Here is a 23,975-nt window from a genome sequence, read left to right as displayed (position 1 = left end):
ACTTCAGCAGGAAGACCTCCATGCTCGCCTTCGCATTGCGCCGGCTGCTCGTGTCGGTGCCGATCCTCATCTTGTCGACGTTCGTCGTCTTCGTGATGGTGTCGCTGTCGGCCAACCCGCTCAGCAACCTCATCACCCGAAATCCGCCACCGCCACCGCAGACCATCGCCGCCGAGACCCACCGGCTGCACCTGGACCAGCCGCTGATGGAGCGGTACTGGAACTGGATCACCGGCATCTTCCGCGGCGACTTCGGCCCGTCCGTCAACTCGACGATGGACATCGGGTCGGAGGTCATCTCCCGCTTCGGCGTCACGTTCCGCCTGATCTTCCTCGCGATGGTCATCGCGCTGATCCTGGCGATCGTCGTCGGCGCCGTCAGCGCCGTGAAGCAGTACTCCAAGCTGGACTACACGGCCACCTTCTTCGGCTTCCTCTTCCTGTCGATGCCCGCGTTCTGGCTCGCGGTGCTCCTGAAGCAGGCCGGCATCAACATCAACAACACCGTCGGCGACCAGGTCTTCTACACGATCGGCGCGAGTTCGATCTACGTGCAGGGCGGCTTCTGGGCGCACCTCGGCGACGTGCTGGGGCACATGATCCTGCCGACCATCTCGCTGGCGCTGATCTCCTACGCCTCCTGGAGCCGCTTCCAGCGCGGGTCGATGCTCGAGGTGCTCAACAGCGACTACGTGCGGCTCGCCCGCGCCAAGGGCCTGTCCCGCGGCGTCGTGATGCGGCGGCACGCGCTGCGCAACGCCCTCATCCCGCTGACCACCGTCACCGCGCTGGACCTGGCGTCCATCATCTCCGGCGCCGTCGTGACCGAGAAGGTGTTCCAGTGGCAGGGCGCGGGTACCTTCCTGCTCGACGCCATCGCGCAGAGCGACGTGTACGCCGTCGAGGCCTGGCTGCTGATCTCGGCGACCTTCGTCATCCTGTTCAACCTTGTCGCCGACCTGCTGTACGGCGTGCTCGACCCGAGGATCCGCCATGCCTGAGCCTTCGACCACCGAAACCACCGCGACGGCCCAGCTGCAGGACAGCCCCAAGGGCACCGTCGAGCGCGAGTTCACCGTCCAGGAGCGCGGCCAGTTCCAGCTGGTGCTGCGCCGGTTCCTGCAGCACCGGCTGGCCGTGGCGAGCCTGATCCTGCTGATCGTGATCGTGCTGCTGGCCTACGTCGGCGGCTGGCTCTGGAAGTACGGGCCCGAGGACATCACGCCGGACAACTCCGAGGCGCCGTCGCTGGCGCACCCATTCGGCACCGACGCGGTCGGCAAGGACATGCTGGCCCAGGTGCTTCGCGGCACCCAGATCTCGCTGCAGATCTCCGTGCTGGTCGCGATCTTCTCCACGGTCGTCGGCACGATCTGGGGCGCGGTCGCCGGCTACTACCGCGGCTGGATCGACACGGTGCTGATGCGCATCGCCGACCTGGTGCTGACCCTGCCGCTGCTGGCCGTCGCGGCCGTGCTCGGCCACAACGCGGGCGGCAGCTGGTGGCTCATCGCGGTCGTCATCGCCGGCCTGTACTGGGCCTACGTGTCCCGGGTCGCGCGCGGTGTGGTGCTGTCGCTGCGGGAGAAGGAGTTCATCGAGGCGGCCCGCGCGCTCGGCGCGGGTGACGGGCGGATCATCTTCCGGCACCTGGTGCCCAACGCGCTCGGCTCGGTGATCGTGAACGCGACGATCCTGGTGTCCATCGGCATCCTGCTGGAGACCGCGCTGTCGTTCCTCGGCTTCGGTGTGCGGCCGCCGGACACCTCGCTCGGCCTGCTGGTAAGCAGCGCGCAGACGGCGGTCGACACCCGCCCGTGGCTGTTCTACTTCCCGGGCCTGTTCATCATCCTGATCGCGCTGACGATCAACTTCATCGGGGACGGGCTCCGCGACGCGTTCGACCCCCAGCAGACGAAGGTGCGCGCATGACCTCGTTCGACTCCCAGACGACGGCCGACCCCGTCCTCTCGGTGGAGGACCTCACCGTCCAGTTCCCCAGCGACGACGGCCTGGTGCAGGCCGTGCGCGGTGTGAGCTACCAGCTCGGCCGCGGTGAGGTGCTGGGCGTCGTCGGTGAATCCGGCTCCGGCAAGTCGGTGACCTCGCTGGCGATCATGGGCCTGCTGCCCCGTTCGGCGCGCGTCAAGGGCACGATCAACTTCAAGGGCCGCAACCTGCTGGAGCTGTCCGAGAAGCAGATGACGCGGGTCCGCGGCAGCGGCATCGCGATGGTCTTCCAGGACCCGATGACGTCGTTGAACCCGGTCTACCCGGTGGGCGACCAGATCGCCGAGGCCATCACCGCGCACCACGACGTGCGCAGGGACGTGGCCCGCAAGCAGGCCGTGGAGCTGCTGGACCTGGTGCGCATCCCGAACCCGCAGCAGCGGGCCACCGAGTACCCGCACCAGCTCTCCGGCGGTATGCGGCAGCGCGTGGTGATCGCGATCGCGATCGCCAACCGGCCCGAGGTGATCATCGCCGACGAGCCGACGACCGCGCTGGACGTGACCGTGCAGGCGCAGGTGCTGGACGCGCTGCAGGCGGCGAAGCAGGAGACCGGCGCCGCGATGGTGCTGATCACCCACGACCTCGGCGTCATCGCCGGGCAGGCCGACCGGGTGCAGGTCATGTACGCGGGCAAGGTGGTCGAGGCAGGCACGGTCGACGACATCTTCTACACCCCGCGGATGCCCTACACGCTGGGCCTGCTCGGCAGCCTGCCGCGGCTGGACATCAAGACCGACCGGCTCACCCCGATCGCGGGTTCGCCGCCCTCGGTGGTCAACATGCCGCCGGGCTGCCCGTTCAGCCCGCGCTGCCCGATGGCGCAGGACATCTGCGACCGGGAGGAGCCGGTGCTCGAGCCGACCACCGACGGTCTGCACAAGGCGGCCTGCCACTTCAGCGACCAGCTGGCCGGCCGCGAAGCCACTGATCTGTTCAACCCCACCTCGGTCGACGACGTCGACGCGGTGGCCGCGGTGACCCCCGGGGAGAAGACCGAATGAGCGAGAGCGCAGCCGGCGTGCTGCCCGAGCAGGACCAGCGGACCCCGGTGCTGTCGGCCCGCGACGTCGTCAAGCACTTCCCGGTACGCAGCGGCGGGCTGATCCGGCGCCAGATCGGCGAGGTCCAGGCCGTGTCCGGGGTGTCGTTCGACATCTACGAGCGGGAGACCCTCGCGCTCGTCGGCGAGTCGGGGTGCGGGAAGTCGACCACCGCGCGGGTGGTGCTGAACCTGCAGCCGGCCACCGCGGGCGAGGTGCGCTTCGAAGGCACCGAGCTGCACAAGCTGAACCGCAAGGACATGCAGCGCCTGCGCAGGCAGATGCAGATCGTGTTCCAGGACCCGTACGCCTCGGTGGACCCGCGCATGCCGGTCAACGAGATCATCGCGGAGCCGCTGCGGATCCACAACCTGTACGAAAAGGGCGGCCGGGAGCGGGTGCGCGAGCTGCTCGCCACGGTCGGCCTGCGGCCCGAGCACGGCAACCGGTACCCGCACGAGTTCTCCGGCGGCCAGCGGCAGCGCATCGGCATCGCGCGGGCGCTCGCTCTGCAGCCGAAGCTGCTGGTGCTGGACGAGCCGGTGTCGGCGCTGGACGTGTCCATCCAGGCCGGTGTGCTGAACCTGCTGCAGGACCTGCAGTCGGAGTTCGGGCTGTCGTACCTGTTCGTGTCGCACGACCTGTCCGTGGTCCGGCACATCGCCAACCGCATCGCGGTGATGTACCTGGGCAAGATCGTCGAGACGGCGCCGTCGGAGGAGCTGTTCGAGAACCCGGCGCACCCGTACACGCAGGCGCTGATTTCGGCGATCCCGGTGCCCGACCCGCGCAAGGAACGCTCGCGGGAGCGCATCGTGATCACCGGTGACGTGCCCAGCCCGGCGAACCCGCCGAGCGGCTGCCGGTTCCGGACGCGGTGCCCGAAGTTCGCGAACGAGTTGAGCGACGCGGAGCGCTCGAAGTGCATCGATGAGGAGCCGTTGCTCGTCGACCGCGGGCAGGGTCACCCGGCGGCTTGCCATTATGCGCAGGCGCGGCAGTTGATCTGATCTCCGCTACGCGGGTGGCTCGATCGCCGGCTTCGCTTCGCCGCGATTGAGCTCTCCCGAACCCGATCTTTCAGTGTTCGGTTGCCGAGACACCGCGTCAAGGCGGGAAAGCGTGCCTTGACCCGGTGGCTCGGCAACCGATTTGGCTGGGGATCGGGTTGCGGGAGGGGGCTGGCTCGTGGGGGGTCGTTGGCGTTCGTTGCCGGGTTGCGGTTGTGGTCAGAAGGCCCCCGGTCCGCCGGGGGTCTTCGTCGTTGCGGGGGTCAGCGGGGGCTGCGGGTCCAGTTCACGGCTTCGCTGAACGGGCCGAGCAGCGGCGGGCCCGCGGTCATCCCGGAGATGCCCTGTCCGGTGGCGAGCGTGTCGGCCAGCTGGAACAACGGCAGCACCGTGTGCTGCGCCCACAGCTTCGGCTCCAGCTCGGCCAGCGCGTCGGCCAGTGGCTTCTCCCCGGTCAGCGCCCCTTCGATCGTCGTCTGCAGGTTTTCGTCGCAGACGGCGGCCGGGTTCGCCGGGATCACGGCCACGTTCGCCGACGGCGTGGACTGTCCGGGGCGGCAGCCGAACGTCGAGGCCAGCACCGTTGCCGCGTCGCCGCCCACCGGGAGCGGCACCACCGCGATGTCGACGCCCACGGCGTTCGTGTTGCCCGTGGGGGCGGTCGAGCCCTGGCTCACCGGCAACGCCAGCAGGTTGGCGAACAGGTCGCGCGGCTGGGCGTTGAGCGTGTTCACCTGGATGCCGGCCGCGATGAGCTGGTTGCTCAGCTCCTTCGCCATGCTCGCGTACGGCTCCTGCTGCCCCGGCGACGCGACGACCAGCGTGAGCGCCCTGCCGTCCTTGCGCCAGATTCCGGCTTCCTTGACGTAGCCCGCCGCGGTCAGCAGCGACTCCGCCTTCGCCGGGTCCGGCACGCCGTAACCGGCGGGGATCGTCGGCGCGTAGCCGGCCTGCGAGGGCCACCGCACCTGCGCGTCGGCCCGCAGCCCGGCCGACGGGCCGCCCCCGGTGCCCTCGTCGATCAGCTTGTTCCGGTCGATGATCGCCGACACGGCCTCGCGCACCTGGTCGTCCACCAGCGGGCCGTTCGCCGGGCGCAGCAGCACCCCGGCCACCCGCGGGCTGGCCACCGTGCTCAGCTGGACACTCGGCCCGAGCACCTGGAACTGGTTCAGGCCGGCACTGTCGGTGCGGGACATGACGAACTGGTCGTTGCCGCTGCGCAGGGCGCCCGCCAGACCGGTGGCGTCGGACCGGCGCAGCACGATCTGGTCGACCGCGGCCGGCTTGTCCCAGTAGCGCTCGTTGCGCTCCAGGATGATCTCGCCACGCGCGTTGTCCCGCGTCTTGATCGAGAACGGCCCGCCGTAGGCCGGGAAGCTGTCCTGCAGCGCGCCCTGCCAGCCGCCCGGCGCGTCCTTGAGCAGGTGCTGCGGCAGCAGGTTCGAGAACAGCGTCTGCCAGCCCGGGTACGGTTCGGAGAACGTCACCTGGACGCCCTTGCCGCCCTCGCTGGGCTGGATGCCGCTGATCAGCCGGTACCCGGCGGGCTGCACGACACCGGGCTGGTCGCGCATGGCCTCGGCGAGGTAGACGAAGTCCTCCACCGCGATCGGCGCGCCGTCGGACCACGAGGCGTCCTGCCGGATCAGGTAGGTGACCGTGAACGGGTCGGTCGAGGTGACCTCCGCCGAGCGCATCAGCGTGGTGTCGAGCTGGTTCTCGCCGTTGGCGTCGGGCCGGAACACCGACGGCAGCAGCATCTGCGACAGCGCCGTGGTGATCGTGGACTGGTCGGCCAGGTTGTGCGGGTTGTAACCGCCCGCGATGTCGTCGACGCCGATCACGATCTGCGATGCCGTCGGCGCCGCCGAGCTCGACGACTGGGCCACCGGCGACGTCACGACCGGCGGCGGCGGGGTGCTGGTGCAGGCGGCCAACGCGGTCAGCAGCACCGTGACCAGTGCCGCCGCTTTACCGCTTCCCCGCACGCTGCCTCCCCTGATGAGCCCATGATGGTGTCACAAGGCCTGTAGCCGCGGTACCGAGATTGCCAGACCGGCCGGGACTCGCTGTCACCGGATCAGGTACCGCCGAAAGGTGGACGTTGCTGAGCGTGTCGTGGTTCCCCCGGAAAACGAGACAGGGGACGCCCACCGCGATGGACGTCCCCCGGCCCGGCGAACTCAGCCGCGCGACTTGGCGCGCGAACGCTCCTTGGCCCGCTGCGTGATCTCCAGCGTCACCTTCCGCACCCGCACCGCGTTCGGCGCGACCTCGACGCACTCGTCGGCGGCGCAGAACTCCAGCGCCTCCTCCAGGCCCAGCTTGCGCGGGCGCGCCAGGCGCTCCAGCTCGTCACCGGTGGAGGAGCGCATGTTGGTGAGCTTCTTCTCCTTTGTGATGTTGATGTCGAGGTCCTCGGCGCGCGGGTTCTCGCCCACGACCATGCCCTCGTACACCTCGGCGCCCGGCTCGACGAAGAACGTGCCGCGGTCGGCGAGCTGGATCATCGCGTAGGAGGTGACCGGTCCGGACCGGTCGGCGACCAGCGAACCGCTGTGCCGGGTGCGGATCTCGCCCGCCCACGGGTGGTAGCCCTCGAACACGTGGTTCGCGATGCCGGTGCCGCGGGTCTCGGTCAGGAAGTCGGTGCGGAACCCGATCAGGCCACGCGCGGGCAGCACGAACTCCAGCTTGATGCGGCCGGTGCCGTGCCCGCTCATATCCTCCATGCGGCCCTTGCGGGCGGCGAGCAGCTGGGTGACCGCGCCGAGGTGCTCCTCGGGGATGTCCAGCGTGAGCCGCTCGAACGGCTCGTGCAGCTTGCCGTCGATGGTCTTGGTGACCACCTGCGGCTTGCCGACGGTCAGCTCGAAGCCCTCGCGGCGCATCTGCTCGACCAGGATCGCCAGCGCCAGCTCGCCACGGCCCTGGACCTCCCAGGTGTCCGGGCGCTCGGTGGGCAGGACGCGGATCGACACGTTGCCGATCAGCTCCTGGTCCAGCCGGGCCTTGACCAGGCGCGCGGTGACCTTGTCGCCGCCGTTGCGGCCGGCCAGCGGCGAGGTGTTCACCCCGATCGTCATCGAGATGGCCGGCTCGTCGACGGTGATCCGGGGCAGCGCCACCGGGTTCTCGACGTCGGCCAGCGTGTCCCCGATCGTGATGTCCGGGATGCCCGCGATGGCGACCAGGTCACCGGCCGAGGCCTCCTGCGCGGGCACCCGCTCCAGCGCCTCGGTGACCAGCAGCTCCGAGATCCGGACGTTCTGCACCGAGCCGTCCTCGCGCAGCCACGCGACGGTCTGGCCCTTGCGGAGCTTGCCGGCGTGGATGCGGATGAGCGCGATGCGGCCGAGGAAGTTCGACGCGTCCAGGTTGGTGACCAGGGCCTGCAACGGGCTGTCCGGGTCGGCCTTCGGCGGCGGCACGTGGCGCAGCAGGACGTCGAACAGCGGGTCGAGGTTCTCGCTGTCCGGCAGGGCGCCGTCGGCGGGCTGCTCCAGACTCGCCTTGCCCGCCCGCGCGGAGGCGTAGATCACCGGCAGGTCGAGGACCGCGTCCAGGTCGGCATCCTCGATGTCGCCGGCCAGATCGAGCAGCAGGTCGTGGGTCTCCTCGACGACCTCGGCGATGCGCGCGTCCGGGCGGTCGACCTTGTTGACCACCAGCACGACCGGCAGGCCGGCCTGCAGGGTCTTGCGCAGCACGAACCGGGTCTGCGGCAGCGGCCCCTCGCTGGCGTCGACCAGCAGCAGGACGCCGTCGACCATGGACAGGCCGCGCTCGACCTCGCCGCCGAAGTCGGCGTGGCCGGGGGTGTCGATCACGTTGATGGTGACCGGGCCGTCGGCGGTCTCGCGGCGGATGGCGGTGTTCTTGGCGAGGATCGTGATGCCCTTCTCACGTTCCAGCTCGCCCGAGTCCATCACGCGGTCGACGAGCTCGGCACGTTCGCCGAAGGCGCCGGACTGCCGCAGCATGGCGTCGACCAGGGTGGTCTTCCCGTGGTCGACGTGCGCGACGATGGCGACGTTGCGGAGGTCGGTGCGGACCTTCTCGGCGGTTGCTGTGGGCACGCGAGGGCTCCTGAACATTTCGAAGGGATGAATCGCGGGCCCGCTTTGGCATACGCGATCCCGTTCAGGATACCCGGTACCACATTGTGACCAGTGCCACGGTGGATGATCACTTAGGCTCACCTAACCTGAGGGCACCCCCGAGTCGTGGAGTGGTGGTTTTGGGCAAGAAGGACGCGGACCCGCGCAAGGTCGTCCGCAAGCTCATGAAGGCGGGCAAGGTCAAGAAGAAGTGCTGCCGCTCGAAGCCCCGCTGCAAGAAGTGCCCGGTCCTCGCACTCCAGCGGGCGAAGGCGGACATCAAGAAGGCGGCCTAGACGGCCAGCGCCTCGTTCACCAAGCGGAGTTCCGGCGCGGTGCGGGTGGCGCCGAATTCGACGATTTCGTGTCGCGCGAGGCGGCGCAGGTGGAACGGGTCGGACGCCAGAATCGCCTCCAATTTCACCCGCGGCATCGGCCGCGTGATGATGACGCAACCGGAATGCGGCGTGCGCCGGCCGGCCGTCAGGAACTCGCCCGACCGGAAGTGCCGGTCCAGCCATTTCGCGTGGTCGGCCAGGTAGTAGTCGACTTCCTCCACCGGGGCCGTGTAGTCGATCAGCACGATGTACATGCCTTCACGGTAGCCCCGGCGAGGACCCCCGGGAAACAATTCTCAGCCATTTGCCAGTAATCTGTGCAACAGCGGTTCGACATTCCAAAGAATTGCTTTCCGGAAGGCAATGTGGATATTACTTTCGGGCGCTGCTACGCTGTCCGCGTGCGTACGATCGTGAACTTCTGGTGGCCGCCCGCAGGCGGTCCCTCCGACGTGCGCTGAAACCCACGACAAGGCCGCCCGCGCAGGCGGCCTTCGTCGTTCCCGGGGCCGTGGCGGGGGTGGCCACCGACCCGAGGAAGCAACCGATGCGAATTTCCGGGATCACCCCGTCCGGCCACACCCACCTCGGCAACCACCTGGGCGCGATCCAGCGCTGGGTGACCGACGGCGGGCCGGACGACCTGTACTTCGTGTCCGACCTGCACGCCATGACGACCACGCACAACCCGGGCAAGCTGCGCGGCCGGACCAGCGAGATGCTGGCCATCCTGGTGGCGGCCGGGATCCCCGCCGAGCGCGTTTTCGTGCAGTCGGACCTGTCCCGCGAGCTGGGCGCGCTGACCTGGATCCTGGAGTGCACCTGCAGCTACGGCGAGGCCGCGCGGATGATCCAGTTCAAGGAGAAGGGCAGCGGCCAGCCGGGGGTGCGGCTGAGCCTGCTGACCTATCCGGTGCTGATGGCCGCCGACATCCTGCTGCAGGGCGCGGCGGAAGTGCCGGTCGGTGAGGACCAGAACCAGCACGTGGAGCTGGCGCGGGCGCTGGCCAGGCGGTTCAACGGCACCTACGGCGAGGTGTTCACGGTGCCGCGGCCGGTGCTGCCGCCGACGGGCGCGCGGGTGCGGGACCTGAGCGACCCGGCGCGGAAGATGTCGAAGTCGGCCCGTGACGCGGCCGGGGTGGTGTTCGTGCTGGACGAGCCGGACCTGATCCGGCGCAAGGTGCGGCGCGCGGTCACCGACGGGCTCACCGGGGTCGAGTACGCGCCGGAAGAGCGTCCCGGGGTCGCGAACCTGCTGGAGATCCTGGCCGGCTGCCGGGGCGAGCGGCCCGCGGACGTGGCGGCGGAGTTCTCGTCCTACGGGGCGCTGAAGGAAGCCGTGGCGGAGGCGGTGGTCGAGACACTACGCCCGATCCGGGAGCGGACGCTGGAGCTGCTGGCGGACCCGGCGGAGCTGGCGCGGATCCGGAAGGAGGGCGCGAGCCGGGCCGCCGAACGCGGCGAGCACCGCCTGACCTCGGCGATGCGGCTCATCGGCGCGGGAATGTGACCCCGCCTTGCTGATCCGGCAAATTTCCGTGCCGACCGGGTAGAGCCCGTGCCAGGGTGGCGGCCATGCCTCCCACCACGCGCCGTCGTGACACCCGCCCGCCGAGGACCGGCCCCGGGGAGAAGGACGTGCTGGCAGGCTTCCTCGCCTACCTGCGCGCCGCGGTGGTCGCGAAGGCCCAGGGCGTCCCGGAACCGCAGGCCCGCACCCCCGGGGTGCCGTCCGGGACGAACCTGCTCGGCCTCGTCAAGCACCTCACCCACGTCGAACGCCACTGGCTCCTCGGCCAGCCGGCAGGCGACTGGGCGGCCACCTTCCACCCGGAACCGGACGAGACCGCCGACGACATCCTCCGCGCCTACCGGGAGACCACGGCCCGCGGCGACGAGGTCATCGCCGCCTGCCCGGACCTGGCCGCGCCCGGGCCGCGCCCGGGCGGGCGGCGTGGCCCGGCGCCGTCCCTGCGCTGGACCCTCACTCACCTGATCGAGGAGACCGGGCGTCACGCCGGGCACGCCGACATCCTGCGTGAACTGATCGACGGCGCCACGGGACGCTGACTCAGGCCAGCAACCGCCGCAGGTCCGGGAGCAGTTCCAGGTCCGCGGGCAGCCACTCGACGCCGTCCAGGCCGTCCGCGTCGAGCCAGCGCAATGCCTTGTGGTCCAGCGCCTCGGGCCGGGCGCGTTCGTCGGTCAGCGAAGCGGCGAACACCCGCAGCACCAGCCCGGCCCGCAGCGGCACGTCCGGTCCCACGCGCGAGCCGACCACGACGTCCACCCCGAGCTCCTCGCGGCACTCCCGCCGCAACGCGTCCACTTCGGACTCGCCGGGTTCGACGCGGCCGCCGGGCAGTTCCCACAGCCCGGCCACCTCGCGCGGGTACGCGCGCTGCTGGGCGAGCAGGGACCGGCCCCGCACGATGGCCGCTCCCACGATCACCTTCACGAGGTGGAGACGTTACCGGCCGATCGCCAGACGATCTGGAAGCGGGCACCGCCCTCGGGCGACTCGCCGACGGACACCCGCCCGCCGCGCCGCCGCACCGCTTCGGCGACCATCGCCAGCCCGAGCCCGGTGCCGCCGGAGGTGCGAGCCCGGTCGTCGCCCACCCGGTAGAACCGGTCGAACACGCGGTCGCGGTGCCCGGGCGGGATGCCCGGCCCGTCGTCGTCCACGACCAGCCGCACCGTGGAGTGCCCGGGCAGCACCGACACCACGATCTGCGAGGACGCGTACCGGCAGGCGTTGCGCAGCAGGTTGTTCAGCACCAGCTCCACCTCGGAGTGCGCCGCGTGCGCCCACGCCTGCCCGACCACCCCGGTCACGCGCACGGCGGGCGATCCGGGCGGCAGCCGGTCCGCGGCCGCGCGCGCCTCGGTGAGCAGTTCGACCGCTTCGGCGGGCGGCAGCTCCCCGGCGTCCGAACGCGCCAGCGTCAGCAGCCCGTCCAGCAGCGCGGACAACCGCTCGGCCTCGGCGAGGACGTCGGCCAGCGTCTCCTGCGCCAGCTCCGGGTCGGGGTTCGCGACGGCGACCTCGGCCTGCACGCGGATCGACGCGACCGGCGAGCGCAGCTCGTGCGCGGCGTCGCCGGTGAACCGCCGCAGCCGCTGCGCCGCCTCCTCCTGCCGCGCCAGCAACGCGTTGAAGTCCGCCGCCAGTGCACGCAGCTCGTCGTCCGCCTCGGGCAGCGGCACCCGCTGCCCCGGCGGCAGCGCACGGACCGTGCGGCGCAGACGGCTCACCCGCCGCAACGCGAACCGCACCACGAGCCAGGTCGCGATCGCGGCGAGCGCCGCGCCGATCCCGGCCGCCCACAGCAACCAGGTCGCCGCCTTCTGCACGGCCGCGCGCTGGCCCACCAGCCCGGTCCCGGCCGCGACCAGCCGCAGCTGCCCGTCCGGCGCGGTCACCACCGAGCCCAGCCACCGCATCCGGTCCACGGTCACCGACTGCCCCGCCTTGAGCGCACGCACGTCACCCGGCCCGAGCCTGGCCGCCGGGCCCCCGTCGACCGGCGCGCCCGCGGTGTCGAGCACGCGCAGGGTGACGCCGTCCGACGGCGCCGGCGGCTGCCCGGCGGACACGGCCGCGGCGGCGGGCGCGAGCGCCTCGGACAGCTCGGTGTCCACGGAGGAGTCCCGCAGCGGACCGAGGCCGCGCCCCGCCACGATGGCGAGGCCGAGCAGGAACGCCAGCGTGACCGCGGCGGCCGGCGCCGTGATCCGGAACTGCATGGACCGGCGTTCCCACCACCGGCGGAGGAACGTCACCCGGGCAGGACCTCGTCCAGCGCGGCGTCGGAGGCCAGGTAGCCGTGGCCGCGGACGGTCCGCACCAGCGCGCCCGCCCCGACCGCGTCGAGCTTGCGGCGCACGTACCCGACGTAGACCTCGACGACGTTGCGGGTCGCGGCCTGCTCGTCACCCCAGACGGCACGCAGCAGCTCGTCCTTGGTGACGACCGTCCCGGCGCGCCCGACCAGCACCTCCAGCAGGCTGAACTCGCGCGGGCTCAGCGCGACCGGGTCGTCGTGCCAGTGCACCTCGCGGGTTGCGCGGTCGACGACGAGACCACCGATTCGCAGCGGCCCGCGCGTCCCCTCGCTCGAGGCGCGCCGCAGCACCGCGCGGATCTGCGCGACCAGCACGACGAACGAGAACGGCTTGACCAGGTAGCCGTCGGCGCCCAGGTCGAGCCCGTCGGCCTGGTCGACCTCGCCGTCCTTGGCCGACACCATCAGCACCGGCGTGGTGATGCCCTGCGCGCGCAGCGCCTGCAGCACCCGGTACCCGGACAGGCCGGGGAGCATGATGTCCAGCAACAGCACGTCGAACGACCCGGTCTGCGCGAGGCGCAGGCCGCTCGGGCCGTCGGGAGCGGTGACGACGTCCATGCCCTCCGCGCGCAGCCCGCGGTGCAGCGCCTTGCGCACACCTGGCTCGTCGTCCACCACGAGGATCCGAGGGTTCACGGTTGTCTAGCATGCCCGGTTTTTCCAGCTCGGGCGCGCGCTCTCAGCGGTCTCTCAGCATCTCAGGCCCATCTCAGGGCGGATCGAGGAGTGTCAGCGGCGGGGAAAGAGCACACTGGTGCTCGGTTGACACAGGGAGAACAGATGCAGCCGAAGACGAAGGCCATCACCGCCGCGGTCACCGGATCCGCGCTCGGCGCCGCCGGGCTCGCCTGGCTCGCGATGCCCGCGGCCGCGGGCGAGGCGCCCGAGCTGCCGGCGATCAGCGCCGAGGAGCTGGTGCAGTCGGTGGCCACCACCAAGACGCCTGCGCTGGCGGGCACGGTCGAGGTGGACAACAACCTGGGCCTGCCGGTCTCGACCCTGCCGGGGGGCACGAGCCTGGACATCGACGCGGCCCGCGTCTACAACGACGGCGCGGGCAACAGCAAGCTCGCGATCGAGCAAGGGGCGAGCGAGCACACCATCGTCCGCAACGGGGCGACCGTGTGGACGTACGACTCGGCGTCGAACGAGGCCACGAAGGTCACCGTGCCGCCGGAGGCGCTGCAGAAGCCGGAGGAGTACCAGCTCAGCGACCCGGCGACGGCGACGACGCAGGTGCTCGCGAAGGTCCGCGAGAGCAGCACCGTGACGGTCGAGGGCACGGCGCGCGTCGCCGGCCGCGCGGCGTACGAGCTGGTGCTGACGCCGAAGCCGACCGAGCGCACGCTGCTGCGCGAGGTGCGCGTCGCGGTCGACGCCGAGAAGCGGGTGCCGCTGCGCCTGGCCGTGATGACCTACGGCACGTCGGACCCGGCGTTCCAGGTGGCGTTCAGCGACATCGCGTTCGCGCCGCAGCCGGCGAGCGAGTTCCAGTTCACCCCGCCGCAGGGCGCGAAGGTGACCGAGGAGCAAGCGCCGGCCGAGCACCCGGACCAGCGGGCCGTCGAGGACGCGGTGCAGGTCAGCGGTGACGGCTGGGACAGCGTCCTGACCGGTTCGTTCCCGGCCGAGGCGCTGGCGCCGCAGCAGGGCGAGCGCGGGCAGAACGTGGACCCGAAGGCCCTGCTGGCGCAGTTCGGCAAGCCGGTCAGCGGTGCGTTCGGCACCGGCTACGTGATCACCACGAAGGTCGGCACCGCGCTGGTCACCGACGACGGCCGCTTCGCCGTCGGGGCGGTGCCGGAGCAGGTGCTGATCGAGGCTCTGGGAGCGAAATGACGGAGACACTGCCGGTGGGCGCTTCGGTCGAAGCGCCCACCGCGGGTCCGGCACTCGCCGCGCGGACCAGGGGGTTGCGCAAGGTGTACCGGACCGCGGTCGCGGTGGACCAGGTCGATCTGGACGTGCCGGAAGGCGCGGTGCTGGGCATGCTCGGGCCGAACGGCTCGGGCAAGACCACCACGATCCGGATGCTGCTCGGCCTGGTCCGCCCGACCGAGGGCGAGGTGGAGCTGCTCGGGCACCGGATGCCCGACGGCGCGCCGCGGGCGCTGCCCGAGGTGGGCGCGCTGGTCGAGGGGCCGGGGTTCCACCCGTTCCTGTCCGGGCGGGAGAACCTGCGCCGCGTCGCGGCCGCCGAGCCGCGGCTGTCGTCGGCGGCGATCCCCCGCGCGGTCGACGACGCGCTGGAGCGGGTCGGGCTCGGGCACGCCGCGCACCGGCGCTACCGGGGGTACTCGCTGGGCATGAAGCAGCGGCTGGGGCTCGCCTCGGCGCTGCTCGTGCCGCGGCGGATGGTCGTGCTGGACGAGCCGACCAACGGGCTGGACCCGGCGGGCACGCGGGAGATCCGCAACATCATCGGCGAGCTGCACGCCGAGGGCGTCACCGTGCTGGTGTCCTCGCACCTGCTCGCCGAGGTCGAGGCGACCTGCACGCACGTGGCCGTCCTGCACGACGGCACGGTGGTCGCGCAGGGCGAGCTGGACGAGCTGCTGGAGTCCGGCACGCCGTCGCTGGTCGTGTCCACTCCGGACGGTGACGAGGCGCTCACCGCGCTGCGCGACAACCGCATCCCCGGCCGGCTCACACCGGAGGGCGTGCGGGCGGACCTGACCGCGGCGACCGCGCCGCAGGTGATCGAAACGCTGGTGCGGGCTGGGGTGTCCGTGCACGAGGCGAAGCGGGCCCGCACCGGGCTGGAGGACCTGTTCGCGCGGCTGACGCAACGGGATTCCGAAACCGGGGGCCTGCCGGATGTGGACGAGGGGACGTCATGACGGCGACACTGGACGCGGCGCCGGTGGAACGGTGGAGTGTGCCGTTCCACCGGCTCTACCGCGCCGAGCTGCGGTGGATCTTCCGCCGCCCGCGCACGCTGATCGTGCTCGGCCTGCTCGCGCTGATCCCGGTGATCGTCGGGATCGGGCTGACGATCGCGGGGGACAGCGGCGGCGGGCCCGGCGGCGGTGACGGCGACAACGCGCTGCTGGCGTCCGCGGCCGGGAACGCGCTGGTCCTGCCGCTGGCCACGCTCGGGCTGACGCTGAACCTGATGCTGCCGCTGGTCACGGCGATGTCGGCGGGCGACGCGCTCGCCGGTGAATCGGCCGTGGGCACGCTGCGCGGGCTGCTGCTCGCGCCGGTGAGCCGCGGCAGGCTGCTACTGATGAAGGCGCTCGGGGTGGCGACGTTCACGCTCGCCGCGGCGCTGCTGATGGCCGTGGTCGCGATGATCACCGGGCTGGTGATCAACGGGACCGGCTCGCTGTTCACGCTGTCCGGCAACACGCTGTCCTTTGTGGACGCACTGGGCCGGGTCGCGCTGGCGGCGGCGTGGGTGACGCTGCAGCTGTGGGCGGTCGGGGCCATCGCGCTGGCGATCTCGGCGTGCACCGAGCACCCGATGGTCGTGGTGGTGTCGATGCTGGCCGGCGTCGTGGTGTCGACGGTCCTGCTCCTGCTGTCGGCGGTGGACTGGCTGCACCCGTTCCTGCTGCCGCAGTCCTGGACCGCGATCGCGGACATCCTGCGCGACCCGATCCCGGCCGACCAGCTCGGCGAGGGCGCGATCCGCGCCGCGTGCTACGTCGTGATCGGCCTGTCGCTGGCCTACGCGCGGCTGTCCACGAAGGACGGTTAGCCGATCAGGGCCACGCCGTCCGGGTCCGGGGCGATGCTGATCTCGTCGCCCGGGTTGACGTCGGCGGAGACCGCCGCGACCGCGTCCACGGTGCCGGCGCTCGTGCGCACGGACAGGCGGACGTTGTCGCGGCGGTGCACCTTGGTCAGCACCTCGCCGGTGATCCCGGCGGTCGCGAGCCGCAGCCCGGCGGGACGCAGGCCGAGCCGCACCGGCCCGTCCGCGGCCTCCGGGATGGCGACCTCGCCGAACGGGCAGCGCACGATCCCGTCCGCCGCCTCGCCGTCGACGACCGTGGTGACGCCGAGGAAGCGCGCCACGTTCTCGTCCGCGGGCCGCCGCCACACCTCGCGCACGGCCCCGGCCTGGCGGATCTTCCCGGCCTGCAGCACGGCGACGCGGTCGGCGAGCGTGAACGCCTCCTCCTGGTCGTGCGTGACGAGCAGCGCGGTGATCTTCGCGCTGCGCAGCATCTCGGCCAGGTCGACGGCCAGCTGCTCGCGCAACCCGGCGTCCAAACCGGACAGCGGCTCGTCGAGCAGCAGCAGGCGCGGCTCCGGCGCGAGCGCGCGGGCCAGCGCGACCCGCTGCGCCTCGCCGCCGGACAGCTCGGTCACCCGCCGCTTCTGGTAGCCGGTCAGGCCCACGAGGTCGAGCAGCCGGCTCACGCGTTCCGCGCGCTCGGCCGACGACATCCCGTGCATCCGCGGCCCGAACGCGATGTTCCCGGCCACGTCCCGGTGCGGGAACAGCTGGCCGTCCTGGAACACCAGCCCGAACCCGCGCTTGTGCACCGGCACGCGCGCCAGGTCGGCTCCGTCCCAGCGCACGCTGCCCGCGGTGATCGGCTCCAGACCGGTGATGGCGCGCAGCAGCGTCGACTTCCCGGAGCCGGACGGGCCGAGCAACGCGAGCACCTCGCCGTCGGCGATCTCCAGGTCCACGCCGGAGACGGCGGTGAACGAGCCGTACCGCACGGTCAGGCCGGACACGGTCAACGCCATGGCTAGAACTCCCCCACCCGGCCGGACGCGAGCCGGTCGATCACGATCACCGCGGCCGCGGTGACCAGCATGAGCAGCGCGCACGCCGCGTACGCCATCTGGTTGTTGAGCTGGCCGGGCCGCGCGATCAGCGCCGCGATCGCGACCGGCAGCGTCGGCGTCTGCGGGCGCGCCAGGAAGCTCGTCGCGCCGAACTCGCCGAGCGCGACGACGTAGCCGAACCCGGCCGCGGCGACGACGGCGCGGGAGGCCAGCGGCACGTCGATCTCGCGCCACACCCGCGCCGGGCTCGCACCGAGGGTGGCCGCGGCCTGGCGCAGGCGGTCGTCGATCGACCGCACCACGGGCAGCACCGTGCGGATCACCAGCGGGATCACCACCAGCGCCTGCGCGAGCGGCACCAGCAGCGGCGACCGGCGCAGGTCGCCGGGCAGCGCGTCGAGCGTGATGAGGTAGCCGAACCCGACGGTCACCGCGGACACGCCGAGCGGCAGCATCAGCGCGGCGTCCATCGACTCACCGACCCCGCGCGCGAGCCGTCCCGGCGACCGGCGCAGCGCGACCAGCAGGACCGACGCCGACACACCGATGACCATCGCCAGCACCGTCGCGTCGGTGGCGGTGCGCAGCGAGTTCAGCGCCGCGTCCCAGCCGGAGACCTGGAGCGTGCCGTCGTTTCCGGTGCCGGACAGCGCCCGGTAGCCGGCCAGGCTCCAGCCGTCCACGGTGGACACCGAGCGCAGCAGCAACGCGACGATCGGCGTCAGCAGCAGGCCGAGCACGACGACCGCGGCGCCGACCACGGCCCACTCGCCGCCGACCGGGCGGCGCGCGGTCTCCCGCCGCGACCGCAGCCGCAGCGCGCTCTCCCGGCGGCGGCGGGCGGCCGCGCCGAGCAGCAGCGCGCCCAGGACGGCGGCGATCTGCACCAGCGACAGCGCCGCCGCGCCGGTCAGGTCGAGCAGGTTCTCGGTGCGCAGGTAGATCTCGGTCTCCAGCGTCCGGTACCGCGCGCCGCCGAGGATCAGCACCACGCCGAAACTGGTGGCGCAGAACAGGAACACGACGGCGGCCGCGGACGTGATCGCCGGCATCAGCGCGGGCAGCGTCACCGAGCGGAACGCGCGCCAGCGGGAGGCGCCCAGCGCGCGGGCGGCGTCCTCGGCCCGCGAGTCCAGCAACGCCCACAGCCCGGCGACCGTGCGGCCGACGACGGCGACGTTGAAGAACGCGTTGGCCAGCACGATGGACAGCCAGCCGCCGTCGGGCCACAGCGCCCGGAACGCCAGGCCCACCACCACGGTGGGCAGCACGAACGGGACGAGCACCAGCGTCCGGACGACCGCCACCCCGGGCAGCCGCACGCGCGCCAGCAGGAACGCGACCGGCAACCCGGCGACCACCGCGATCAGGGTCGAACCGGCGGCCTGCGCGACCGTGAACCACGCCAGCCGCCACGTCTCGCCCTCGGCCAGCGCGGCGAGCACCCCGCCGTCGGCGAAGCCCAGCCGCAGGATCGCGACGACCGGCCAGGCGAAGAAGACGACCAGGAACCCGAGCGGCAGCACAGCCAGTGCCGCCAGCCCGAGCCCGGCACGGCTCACTGGCCGAGCAAGGAGCGCCACTGCTCGATCCACCGCTCACGCCCGGCCTGCACCGTCTCAGCGGGCAGGCTCGCCGGGTTCGGCGGCAGCGGGGCGGCCGTCGTCCACGCGGCGGGCAACGCGACGCCCTCCCGCGCCGGGTAGACGTACATGTTCTCCGCCACCGTCGCCTGGAACTGCTGGGACAGCAGGAAGTCGATCACCTTCTGGGCCTTGTCCGCGTTCGGCGACCCGGCCAGCACGCCGGCGTACTCGACCTGACGGAAGCAGGTGTCCAGCAGCGCCTTCGTGCGCGGCTTGCCGTCCTCGCCGATCTCCGCCGCGGGCGAGGACGCGTAGGACACCACGATCGGCCGCGGCCCCTTGCCGGAGGAGCCGGAGAAGTCCTGGCCGTAGGCCTCCTCCCAGCCGGCGACGGCACGCATGCCGTTGTCCTTCAGCCGGGTCCAGTAGCCCTGCCAGTTCTGCTCGCCGTAGCGGGCGATGGTGCCGAGCAGGAACGCCAGGCCGGGCGAGCTGGTGGCCGGGTTCTCCACGACCAGCAGGTCCTTGTACTCCGGCTTGACCAGGTCGTCGTAGGTCGCGGGCTCCGGGATGCCGCGCTCGGCGAACCAGGTGCTGTCGACGTTGACGCAGACGTCGCCCACGTCGACGGCCGACAGGCGGTGCTCGGAGTCCACGGCGTAGCGCTGCGGGCCGCGGTCGGCCTCGGGGCTGGTGTAGGGCGCGAAGACGCCTTCGGTGAGCGCGCGCGACGCGAAGGTCGAGTCGACGCCGAAGGCCGCGTCGCCGATCGGGTTGGCCTTCGTGAGGACCAGGGTGTTGGTGAGCGCGCCCGCGTCACCCTTCTTCACGACGTTGATCGTGATGCCGGTCTGCTGCTGGAAGGCGTCGAGCACCTGCTGCGGAGCGGCGAACGAGTCGTGGGTGACGAGCGTGACCGTGGCCGGGCCGTTGTCCGCGTCGTTGCCGGCCAGCGTGCAGCCCGCGGTCAGGGCGGCGACAAGGCCGACCAGGACGCCCGTGCGGAATCTCATGACCACTCCTCGCTCGTTCCGGCGAGAAAGGTCGGGGCCCTCCCTGCGCCGGCATGATCCGGATCAGGTGCGAACGGTCGCGGGCGAACCCGCCTCTCAGCCCGGTGGACCCGGACTCCCGTGGCAACCGTGCAGCGTACTCGCCGCCGTACCACCATGGAGCACATGGCGGAACTACTGAGCGAAACCGAGATCTCCGAGGCCCTCAACAAGCTGCCGTACTGGCAGCGCGCGGGCGACGCGCTGGAGCGCACGGCCGAACTCGCCGACTTTCCGCAGGCCATCGCGGTGGTCAACCGCGTCGCCGAGATCGCCGAGGGCGTGAACCACCACCCGGACATGGACATCCGGTGGCGCACCGTGACGTTCCGGTGCAGCACCCATTCGGCGGGCGGCATCACCGCGAAGGACGTGTCGCTCGCCGAACAGATCGACAGCACGATCGACGCGCTGTGATCTAGGCCGGACCGGCAACTTCGCGGCCGGTCCCGTGCGTTGCCCCTGGTGGAGGGAACGCACCATGAGGAAGGTTGTCACGCGACTGGCCGCCGTGGGAGCCGCCGTCGCCTTGTTGCTGGGAGTGCTCGCCGGGACCGCTTCGGCGGTCACGTCCGCCGCCGTCGAACCGCCGAGCGAGACGCGGGCGGTGGTGGTCGGGACGCTGGCGTTCGGGTTGATGATCGCCGCGGCGGGTGCCGTGTTCTGGTACACGGCGCGACATCGGGGACCGCAGGAGTGATTTCGGTCACGTCGGCCGCCGGGTTGTAACGACGGGGGCGTCGCGGGCGCTGTCACGCGCGGAAGTCCCTGCTCACCCCGAGGTTCGCCGCCATGAACAGCACGCCCGCCCTGTCGCCCGTCCAGCGCGCCTGGGTCACCGGCCTGGCCACCGCCATCACTCTGCTCGCCGTTCTCGTGCTCGCCGCGCTGGGCTGAGTCCCAGCAGGTCAGCGGCCCGCCGGTGCCCCGGCGGGCCTTTTTCATGCGCTGTTGATCTGTGTCCATGACCACTCGTTGGTGACATTTCCGTGTCCTATTCGTAATGTCACGGGCGGCCATCCCCCGAACGGCCGAAAAGTCCCCTCCCCGAAAATGGTGATCTTCCGAATGGTGGGTCGACATAGATCCAAAGCGAAATCGCTGAAAGTCCCCCTGGCGATCGGCCTGGCCGCGGCGTTCGTGCTGGGCTTCGCGGTCTGGCTGACCGGTAACTTCAGCAGGCAGGACACGGCCAGCATGGCGGCGCAGATGAAGCCGCTGCCGACGACCTCGGCCCCGACGAGCACGTCGAGCAGCACGACCACCCCGCCGCCGCCTCCCCCGCCGTCGACGACCACGCCGTCCGTGGCGCCCCCGCCGTCGACCACTTCGAAGTCGACGCCGAAGTCCACGACGACGACCCCGAAGACGACGACCAAGGCGGCGAACGCCTGCTCGTCGGTGCTCGAGGGCACGTTGCCCCATGTGGCGAAGGTGGGCAACCACATCGCCGCGAAGTTCGGCGTGGACGAGATCGGCGGCCGAGCGGGCCGCTCCGGCACGAGCGACCACCCCAGCGGCCTGGCGCTGGACTTCATGGTGGACACGTCCACGGGCAACGCCATCGCGGATTACGTGCTGGCCAACCAGTCCGAGTTCAACGTCAAGTACGTGATCTGGAGGCAGCGCTACAACGACGGCAGCGGCTGGTCGACCATGGAAGACCGCGGCGACGCCACGGCCAACCACTACGACCACGTGCACGTGTCGTTCGAGTCGAGCGGCACGGTGAACGTGACCTGCTGATCGGCGCGGCGTGCGGGCACTGCCCGTGCGCCCGGTCGGTTCACGGAGAACGCCCAGGCTTCCCCCGCCTGGGCGTTCTCCGTGTTCCCAATGTCGCCCAGCCGCCAGGGGCTGCGCTGTCCCCCGAGCAGATCCCGCGCCGCCTCTGCACGACTCGCAACACCCGGCACCCGGCACGGGGGCTACGCGCTCCCCGCCCGCCCGGCACCCGGCATGCGGCACGCGGCACCCGGCACCCGGCACCCGGCGCCCGGCACGCGGCACGCGGCACCCGGCACCCGGCACCCGGCACCCGGCACCCGGCGCCCGGCACGCGGCACGCGGCACGCGGCACGCGGCACGCGGCACGCGGCACGCGGCACGCGGCACGCGGCACGCGGCACGCGGGCTACGCTCCCCGCCCGCCCGGCACCCCCACCGCCGCGGCAGGCAGCCTCGCCCTTCCCGCGCCACCGCACCAAGGCCCCGTGCCCGCAACCCGCGCCCCATATCCCCACTCGCGCGAGACCCCTGGGGTTGGGGCACCACCCCGCACCCGGGACCAGCGAACGGGCCACCAGCCGCCCGAACCCCCACGGCCCCCGTGCCACCCCACCTCCCGCGCCCGGAATCGCCATTCACGCCATGAGCTCGCGCTCCGTGGATCGAGGGCTACTTTCGGTCACGTGGTTCCCGCGCCTCGAACGTCCTGGGCCCTGTCCCGCTGGTGGCACGGGCTCATCGCGCTCGTCGTGATCGCCTCGCTCGCCGTCCCGCTGACGCTGATCTTCACCGGCGGCGCGGACGCGAACTCGGCCAGACCGGGGAAGCCTCAGCCTTGGCGTCCGCCTGTGGCGGCTCTTCAGCTACTTCACCGTCGAGAGCGACATGGTCGTGCTCGCCGCTGCTCCGGTGCCGGTGTGGCGCCCCACTTTGGACGGCCCGGTCTGGCGCGTGGCGCGGCTGGACGCGCTCCTGGGGATCCTCATCACCGGGCTGGTGTTCGCGATCGTGCTGGCGCCCCAGGTGCACCTCACCCGGAGCCACCATGTCCGCGACCATCGGCTTCCACTACATCTCCCCGTGGGCGACGATCGCTGCGTGGCTGCTGTTCGGGCCGCGCGCGCGGATCTCGTGGTCGACGGTCGCGGCGCCTTCACCGACTGGTACCCGTACCCGTTCCTGGACGTGACCGAACTGGGCCCTGGCGCAGCCATCCACAACGCGGGGCTCGTCGTGGTGCTCGCCCTGGCGTTCGCGACGCTGTTCAAACTCGCCGACGCCCGGATGCCTGCCTCCTGAGCAACGAACCCACCCGCATGTCAACGCGCGATCCCGCATAGCCATCAGCGCCGCAGGCCGGCTCAGACGTTGAAGCGGAACTCCACCACGTCGCCGTCGGCCATGATGTAGTCCTTGCCTTCCATCCGGACCTTGCCCGCGGAGCGCGCGGCGGCCATCGAGCCGGCTTCCACGAGGTCGTCGAAGGACACGACCTCCGCCTTGATGAAGCCCCGCTCGAAGTCCGTGTGGATGACGCCCGCGGCCTGGGGCGCGGTGGCGCCCTGCGGGATCGTCCACGCGCGGGACTCCTTCGGGCCCGCCGTGAGGTAGGTCTGCAGGCCCAGCGTGTGGAACCCGGCGCGGGCCAGCGCGTGCAGGCCGGGCTCGGTCTGGCCGACCGACTCCAACAGCTCGCGCACCGACTCCTCGTCGTCGAGTTCGAGCAGCTCGGCCTCGACCTTCGCGTCCAGGAACACGGCGTCGGCGGGGGCGACCAGCTTCGTCAGCTCCTCGCGCTTCGCCTGGTCGGTCAGCACGCCCTCGTCGGCGTTGAAGACGTACAGGAACGGCTTCAGGGTGAGCAGGCTCAGCTCACGCAGCAGCGCGGTGTCGACCTCCTTCTGAGCGGAGAACAAAGTCCGTCCGCTGTCGAGGATGTCCTTCGCCTTCTGCGCGGCCTCCAGCGCGGGCCGGTTCTCCTTCTTCGTCCGGGCTTCCTTCTCCAGCCGCGGCAGCGCCTTCTCCAGCGTCTGCAGGTCGGCGAGGATCAGCTCGGTGTTGATCGTCTCGATGTCCGACGACGGGTCCACCCGGCCGTCGACGTGCACCACGTCCGGGTCGTCGAACACGCGGATGACCTGGCAGATCGCGTTGGCCTCACGGATGTTCGCTAGGAACTTGTTGCCGAGCCCGGCACCCTCGGACGCGCCCTTGACAATGCCTGCGATGTCCACAAAGGACACCGTGGCCGGCACGGTGCGGGCGGAGCTGAACATCTCGGCGAGCTTGTCCAGACGCTCGTCGGGCAGCGGCACGACGCCGACGTTCGGCTCGATCGTGGCGAACGGGTAGTTCGCGGCGAGCACGTCGTTGCGGGTCAGCGCGTTGAACAGGGTCGACTTGCCGACGTTGGGCAGGCCGACGATACCGAGGGTCAGACTCACGGCCCGAAGTCTACGGGGCGGGCCCACCACCCGGCCCGGCCGCCCGTTCACGGCCATG

Annotated in this window: 24 protein-coding genes and 1 riboswitch; of the genes, 14 read left to right on the top strand and 10 right to left on the bottom strand. The window is 71.6% G+C overall.

All coding sequences use genetic code 11. The annotated features are described in order from the left end of the window. The first annotated feature begins 20 nt into the window (after window positions 1–20). From ACCP09_RS18020 to ACCP09_RS18005, 4 genes are read left to right on the top strand one after another with little or no spacing between them, the layout of a single operon-like run. Complete coding sequence (locus ACCP09_RS18020) at window positions 21–1,001, top strand: ABC transporter permease (protein ID WP_017984746.1); 981 nt, start codon at window positions 21–23, stop codon at window positions 999–1,001. Then, a complete protein-coding gene (locus ACCP09_RS18015) occupies window positions 994–1,932 on the top strand; it encodes an ABC transporter permease (protein WP_027934139.1) in 939 nt (312 codons plus the stop codon). Before ACCP09_RS18020 ends, ACCP09_RS18015 begins: the two co-directional genes overlap by 8 nt. Continuing rightward, window positions 1,929–3,014, top strand: a complete 1,086-nt coding sequence (locus ACCP09_RS18010; protein WP_400988568.1) for an ABC transporter ATP-binding protein — start codon at window positions 1,929–1,931, stop codon at window positions 3,012–3,014. The genes ACCP09_RS18015 and ACCP09_RS18010 overlap by 4 nt, the downstream gene beginning before the upstream one ends. After that, on the top strand, window positions 3,011–4,063 hold the full coding sequence (locus ACCP09_RS18005; RefSeq protein ID WP_027934137.1) for an ABC transporter ATP-binding protein: 1,053 nt from the start codon (window positions 3,011–3,013) through the stop codon (window positions 4,061–4,063). Before ACCP09_RS18010 ends, ACCP09_RS18005 begins: the two co-directional genes overlap by 4 nt. Window positions 4,064–4,326: 263 nt before the next feature. On the opposite strand, the gene ACCP09_RS18000 is transcribed toward ACCP09_RS18005, so the two are convergent. Together ACCP09_RS18000 and typA are read right to left on the bottom strand one after the other, a co-directional pair. After that, window positions 4,327–6,054, bottom strand: coding sequence for an ABC transporter family substrate-binding protein (locus tag ACCP09_RS18000; protein WP_433748069.1), 1,728 nt, complete (start codon window positions 6,052–6,054; stop codon window positions 4,327–4,329). Window positions 6,055–6,249: 195 nt separating this feature from the next. Next, window positions 6,250–8,163: a translational GTPase TypA gene (gene typA, locus ACCP09_RS17995; protein ID WP_123684931.1), complete on the bottom strand. Its 1,914-nt coding sequence runs from the start codon at window positions 8,161–8,163 to the stop codon at window positions 6,250–6,252. A 137-nt stretch (window positions 8,164–8,300) separates the two neighbouring features. Between typA and ACCP09_RS17990 the strand changes: the two genes are divergently transcribed. Next, a complete protein-coding gene (locus ACCP09_RS17990) occupies window positions 8,301–8,462 on the top strand; it encodes a hypothetical protein (protein WP_157358800.1) in 162 nt (53 codons plus the stop codon). On the opposite strand, the gene ACCP09_RS17985 is transcribed toward ACCP09_RS17990, so the two are convergent. Beyond that, complete coding sequence (locus ACCP09_RS17985) at window positions 8,459–8,758, bottom strand: YciI family protein (protein WP_027934134.1); 300 nt, start codon at window positions 8,756–8,758, stop codon at window positions 8,459–8,461. The two genes, ACCP09_RS17990 and ACCP09_RS17985, sit on opposite strands and share 4 nt — an antisense overlap. Window positions 8,759–9,051: 293 nt before the next feature. Between ACCP09_RS17985 and trpS the strand changes: the two genes are divergently transcribed. Both trpS and ACCP09_RS17975 read left to right on the top strand, forming a co-directional pair. Then, window positions 9,052–10,017: a tryptophan--tRNA ligase gene (gene trpS, locus ACCP09_RS17980; protein WP_027934133.1), complete on the top strand. Its 966-nt coding sequence runs from the start codon at window positions 9,052–9,054 to the stop codon at window positions 10,015–10,017. Window positions 10,018–10,082: 65 nt separating this feature from the next. Next, window positions 10,083–10,577: a DinB family protein gene (locus ACCP09_RS17975; RefSeq protein ID WP_433748064.1), complete on the top strand. Its 495-nt coding sequence runs from the start codon at window positions 10,083–10,085 to the stop codon at window positions 10,575–10,577. A 1-nt stretch (window position 10,578) separates the two neighbouring features. On the opposite strand, the gene ACCP09_RS17970 is transcribed toward ACCP09_RS17975, so the two are convergent. Genes ACCP09_RS17970 through ACCP09_RS17960 form a run of 3 tightly spaced genes read right to left on the bottom strand, consistent with a single transcriptional unit; the run spans window position 10,579 to window position 12,994 of the window. Then, window positions 10,579–10,965, bottom strand: a complete 387-nt coding sequence (locus tag ACCP09_RS17970) for a (deoxy)nucleoside triphosphate pyrophosphohydrolase (protein ID WP_017984755.1) — start codon at window positions 10,963–10,965, stop codon at window positions 10,579–10,581. Next, complete coding sequence (locus ACCP09_RS17965) at window positions 10,962–12,257, bottom strand: sensor histidine kinase (protein WP_433748159.1); 1,296 nt, start codon at window positions 12,255–12,257, stop codon at window positions 10,962–10,964. Before ACCP09_RS17965 ends, ACCP09_RS17970 begins: the two co-directional genes overlap by 4 nt. Window positions 12,258–12,289: 32 nt before the next feature. Continuing rightward, a complete protein-coding gene (locus ACCP09_RS17960) occupies window positions 12,290–12,994 on the bottom strand; it encodes a response regulator transcription factor (RefSeq protein ID WP_020422302.1) in 705 nt (234 codons plus the stop codon). Between the two features lie 144 nt (window positions 12,995–13,138). On the opposite strand from ACCP09_RS17960, the gene ACCP09_RS17955 reads away from it, so the two are divergent. The 3 genes from ACCP09_RS17955 to ACCP09_RS17945 are packed head-to-tail and all read left to right on the top strand — an operon-like array spanning window position 13,139 to window position 16,061. Beyond that, the gene (locus ACCP09_RS17955) at window positions 13,139–14,197 is read left to right on the top strand and encodes a LolA family protein (protein WP_027934129.1); all 1,059 of its coding nucleotides are present in this window, start codon (window positions 13,139–13,141) and stop codon (window positions 14,195–14,197) included. Then, complete coding sequence (locus tag ACCP09_RS17950; RefSeq protein WP_123684928.1) at window positions 14,194–15,198, top strand: ABC transporter ATP-binding protein; 1,005 nt, start codon at window positions 14,194–14,196, stop codon at window positions 15,196–15,198. The genes ACCP09_RS17955 and ACCP09_RS17950 overlap by 4 nt, the downstream gene beginning before the upstream one ends. Next, window positions 15,195–16,061: an ABC transporter permease gene (locus ACCP09_RS17945; protein ID WP_027934127.1), complete on the top strand. Its 867-nt coding sequence runs from the start codon at window positions 15,195–15,197 to the stop codon at window positions 16,059–16,061. The genes ACCP09_RS17950 and ACCP09_RS17945 overlap by 4 nt, the downstream gene beginning before the upstream one ends. Here the strand turns inward: ACCP09_RS17945 and ACCP09_RS17940 are convergent. Genes ACCP09_RS17940 through ACCP09_RS17930 form a run of 3 tightly spaced genes read right to left on the bottom strand, consistent with a single transcriptional unit; the run spans window position 16,058 to window position 19,706 of the window. Further along, complete coding sequence (locus ACCP09_RS17940; RefSeq protein ID WP_378334128.1) at window positions 16,058–17,065, bottom strand: ABC transporter ATP-binding protein; 1,008 nt, start codon at window positions 17,063–17,065, stop codon at window positions 16,058–16,060. The genes ACCP09_RS17945 and ACCP09_RS17940 overlap by 4 nt on opposite strands. A gap of 2 nt (window positions 17,066–17,067) precedes the next feature. After that, the gene (locus ACCP09_RS17935) at window positions 17,068–18,669 is read right to left on the bottom strand and encodes an ABC transporter permease (protein WP_433748057.1); all 1,602 of its coding nucleotides are present in this window, start codon (window positions 18,667–18,669) and stop codon (window positions 17,068–17,070) included. Continuing rightward, complete coding sequence (locus ACCP09_RS17930; RefSeq protein WP_123684925.1) at window positions 18,666–19,706, bottom strand: thiamine ABC transporter substrate-binding protein; 1,041 nt, start codon at window positions 19,704–19,706, stop codon at window positions 18,666–18,668. Before ACCP09_RS17930 ends, ACCP09_RS17935 begins: the two co-directional genes overlap by 4 nt. Before the next feature lie 22 nt (window positions 19,707–19,728). Further along, window positions 19,729–19,838, bottom strand: a riboswitch (TPP riboswitch). Between the two features lie 33 nt (window positions 19,839–19,871). Here ACCP09_RS17930 and ACCP09_RS17925 point away from each other — a divergent pair. The 4 genes from ACCP09_RS17925 to ACCP09_RS17910 all read left to right on the top strand — a co-directional run bounded on the left by ACCP09_RS17925 (window position 19,872) and on the right by ACCP09_RS17910 (window position 22,772). Further along, the gene (locus tag ACCP09_RS17925; protein ID WP_017984764.1) at window positions 19,872–20,162 is read left to right on the top strand and encodes a 4a-hydroxytetrahydrobiopterin dehydratase; all 291 of its coding nucleotides are present in this window, start codon (window positions 19,872–19,874) and stop codon (window positions 20,160–20,162) included. A gap of 64 nt (window positions 20,163–20,226) precedes the next feature. Further along, entirely contained in the window at window positions 20,227–20,445 is a 219-nt protein-coding gene (locus tag ACCP09_RS17920; RefSeq protein WP_378334126.1) for a hypothetical protein, read from the top strand. A 353-nt stretch (window positions 20,446–20,798) separates the two neighbouring features. Next, complete coding sequence (locus tag ACCP09_RS17915; protein WP_433748052.1) at window positions 20,799–21,491, top strand: hypothetical protein; 693 nt, start codon at window positions 20,799–20,801, stop codon at window positions 21,489–21,491. Window positions 21,492–22,358: 867 nt separating this feature from the next. Next, a complete protein-coding gene (locus ACCP09_RS17910; RefSeq protein WP_433748050.1) occupies window positions 22,359–22,772 on the top strand; it encodes a hypothetical protein in 414 nt (137 codons plus the stop codon). Window positions 22,773–22,834: 62 nt separating this feature from the next. Here ACCP09_RS17910 and ychF read toward each other — a convergent pair whose 3' ends face one another. Further along, a complete protein-coding gene (ychF, locus tag ACCP09_RS17905) occupies window positions 22,835–23,917 on the bottom strand; it encodes a redox-regulated ATPase YchF (protein ID WP_027934120.1) in 1,083 nt (360 codons plus the stop codon). Window positions 23,918–23,975 lie beyond the last annotated feature (58 nt).

Source organism: Amycolatopsis sp. 3B14 (assembly GCF_050958625.1).
Classification (GTDB): Bacteria; Actinomycetota; Actinomycetes; order Mycobacteriales; family Pseudonocardiaceae; genus Amycolatopsis_E; species Amycolatopsis_E thermoflava.
This window is presented reverse-complemented; position numbering and strand designations above follow the sequence as displayed.

What these genes read in the sequence shown, in the direction of transcription:
- ACCP09_RS18020 (WP_017984746.1), top strand. Translation starts at nt 21, where the DNA reads ATGCTCGCCTTCGCATTGCGCCGGCTGCTCGTGTCGGTGCCGATCCTC.
- ACCP09_RS18015 (WP_027934139.1), top strand. Translation starts at nt 994, where the DNA reads ATGCCTGAGCCTTCGACCACCGAAACCACCGCGACGGCCCAGCTGCAG.
- ACCP09_RS18010 (WP_400988568.1), top strand. Translation starts at nt 1,929, where the DNA reads ATGACCTCGTTCGACTCCCAGACGACGGCCGACCCCGTCCTCTCGGTG.
- ACCP09_RS18005 (WP_027934137.1), top strand. Translation starts at nt 3,011, where the DNA reads ATGAGCGAGAGCGCAGCCGGCGTGCTGCCCGAGCAGGACCAGCGGACC.
- typA (WP_123684931.1), bottom strand. Translation starts at nt 8,163, where the DNA reads ATGTTCAGGAGCCCTCGCGTGCCCACAGCAACCGCCGAGAAGGTCCGC.
- ACCP09_RS17985 (WP_027934134.1), bottom strand. Translation starts at nt 8,758, where the DNA reads ATGTACATCGTGCTGATCGACTACACGGCCCCGGTGGAGGAAGTCGAC.
- trpS (WP_027934133.1), top strand. Translation starts at nt 9,052, where the DNA reads ATGCGAATTTCCGGGATCACCCCGTCCGGCCACACCCACCTCGGCAAC.
- ACCP09_RS17975 (WP_433748064.1), top strand. Translation starts at nt 10,083, where the DNA reads ATGCCTCCCACCACGCGCCGTCGTGACACCCGCCCGCCGAGGACCGGC.
- ACCP09_RS17965 (WP_433748159.1), bottom strand. Translation starts at nt 12,257, where the DNA reads ATGCAGTTCCGGATCACGGCGCCGGCCGCCGCGGTCACGCTGGCGTTC.
- ACCP09_RS17955 (WP_027934129.1), top strand. Translation starts at nt 13,139, where the DNA reads ATGCAGCCGAAGACGAAGGCCATCACCGCCGCGGTCACCGGATCCGCG.
- ACCP09_RS17950 (WP_123684928.1), top strand. Translation starts at nt 14,194, where the DNA reads ATGACGGAGACACTGCCGGTGGGCGCTTCGGTCGAAGCGCCCACCGCG.
- ACCP09_RS17945 (WP_027934127.1), top strand. Translation starts at nt 15,195, where the DNA reads ATGACGGCGACACTGGACGCGGCGCCGGTGGAACGGTGGAGTGTGCCG.
- ACCP09_RS17940 (WP_378334128.1), bottom strand. Translation starts at nt 17,065, where the DNA reads ATGGCGTTGACCGTGTCCGGCCTGACCGTGCGGTACGGCTCGTTCACC.
- ACCP09_RS17930 (WP_123684925.1), bottom strand. Translation starts at nt 19,706, where the DNA reads ATGAGATTCCGCACGGGCGTCCTGGTCGGCCTTGTCGCCGCCCTGACC.
- ACCP09_RS17925 (WP_017984764.1), top strand. Translation starts at nt 19,872, where the DNA reads ATGGCGGAACTACTGAGCGAAACCGAGATCTCCGAGGCCCTCAACAAG.
- ACCP09_RS17920 (WP_378334126.1), top strand. Translation starts at nt 20,227, where the DNA reads ATGAGGAAGGTTGTCACGCGACTGGCCGCCGTGGGAGCCGCCGTCGCC.
- ACCP09_RS17915 (WP_433748052.1), top strand. Translation starts at nt 20,799, where the DNA reads ATGGTGATCTTCCGAATGGTGGGTCGACATAGATCCAAAGCGAAATCG.
- ACCP09_RS17910 (WP_433748050.1), top strand. Translation starts at nt 22,359, where the DNA reads ATGGTCGTGCTCGCCGCTGCTCCGGTGCCGGTGTGGCGCCCCACTTTG.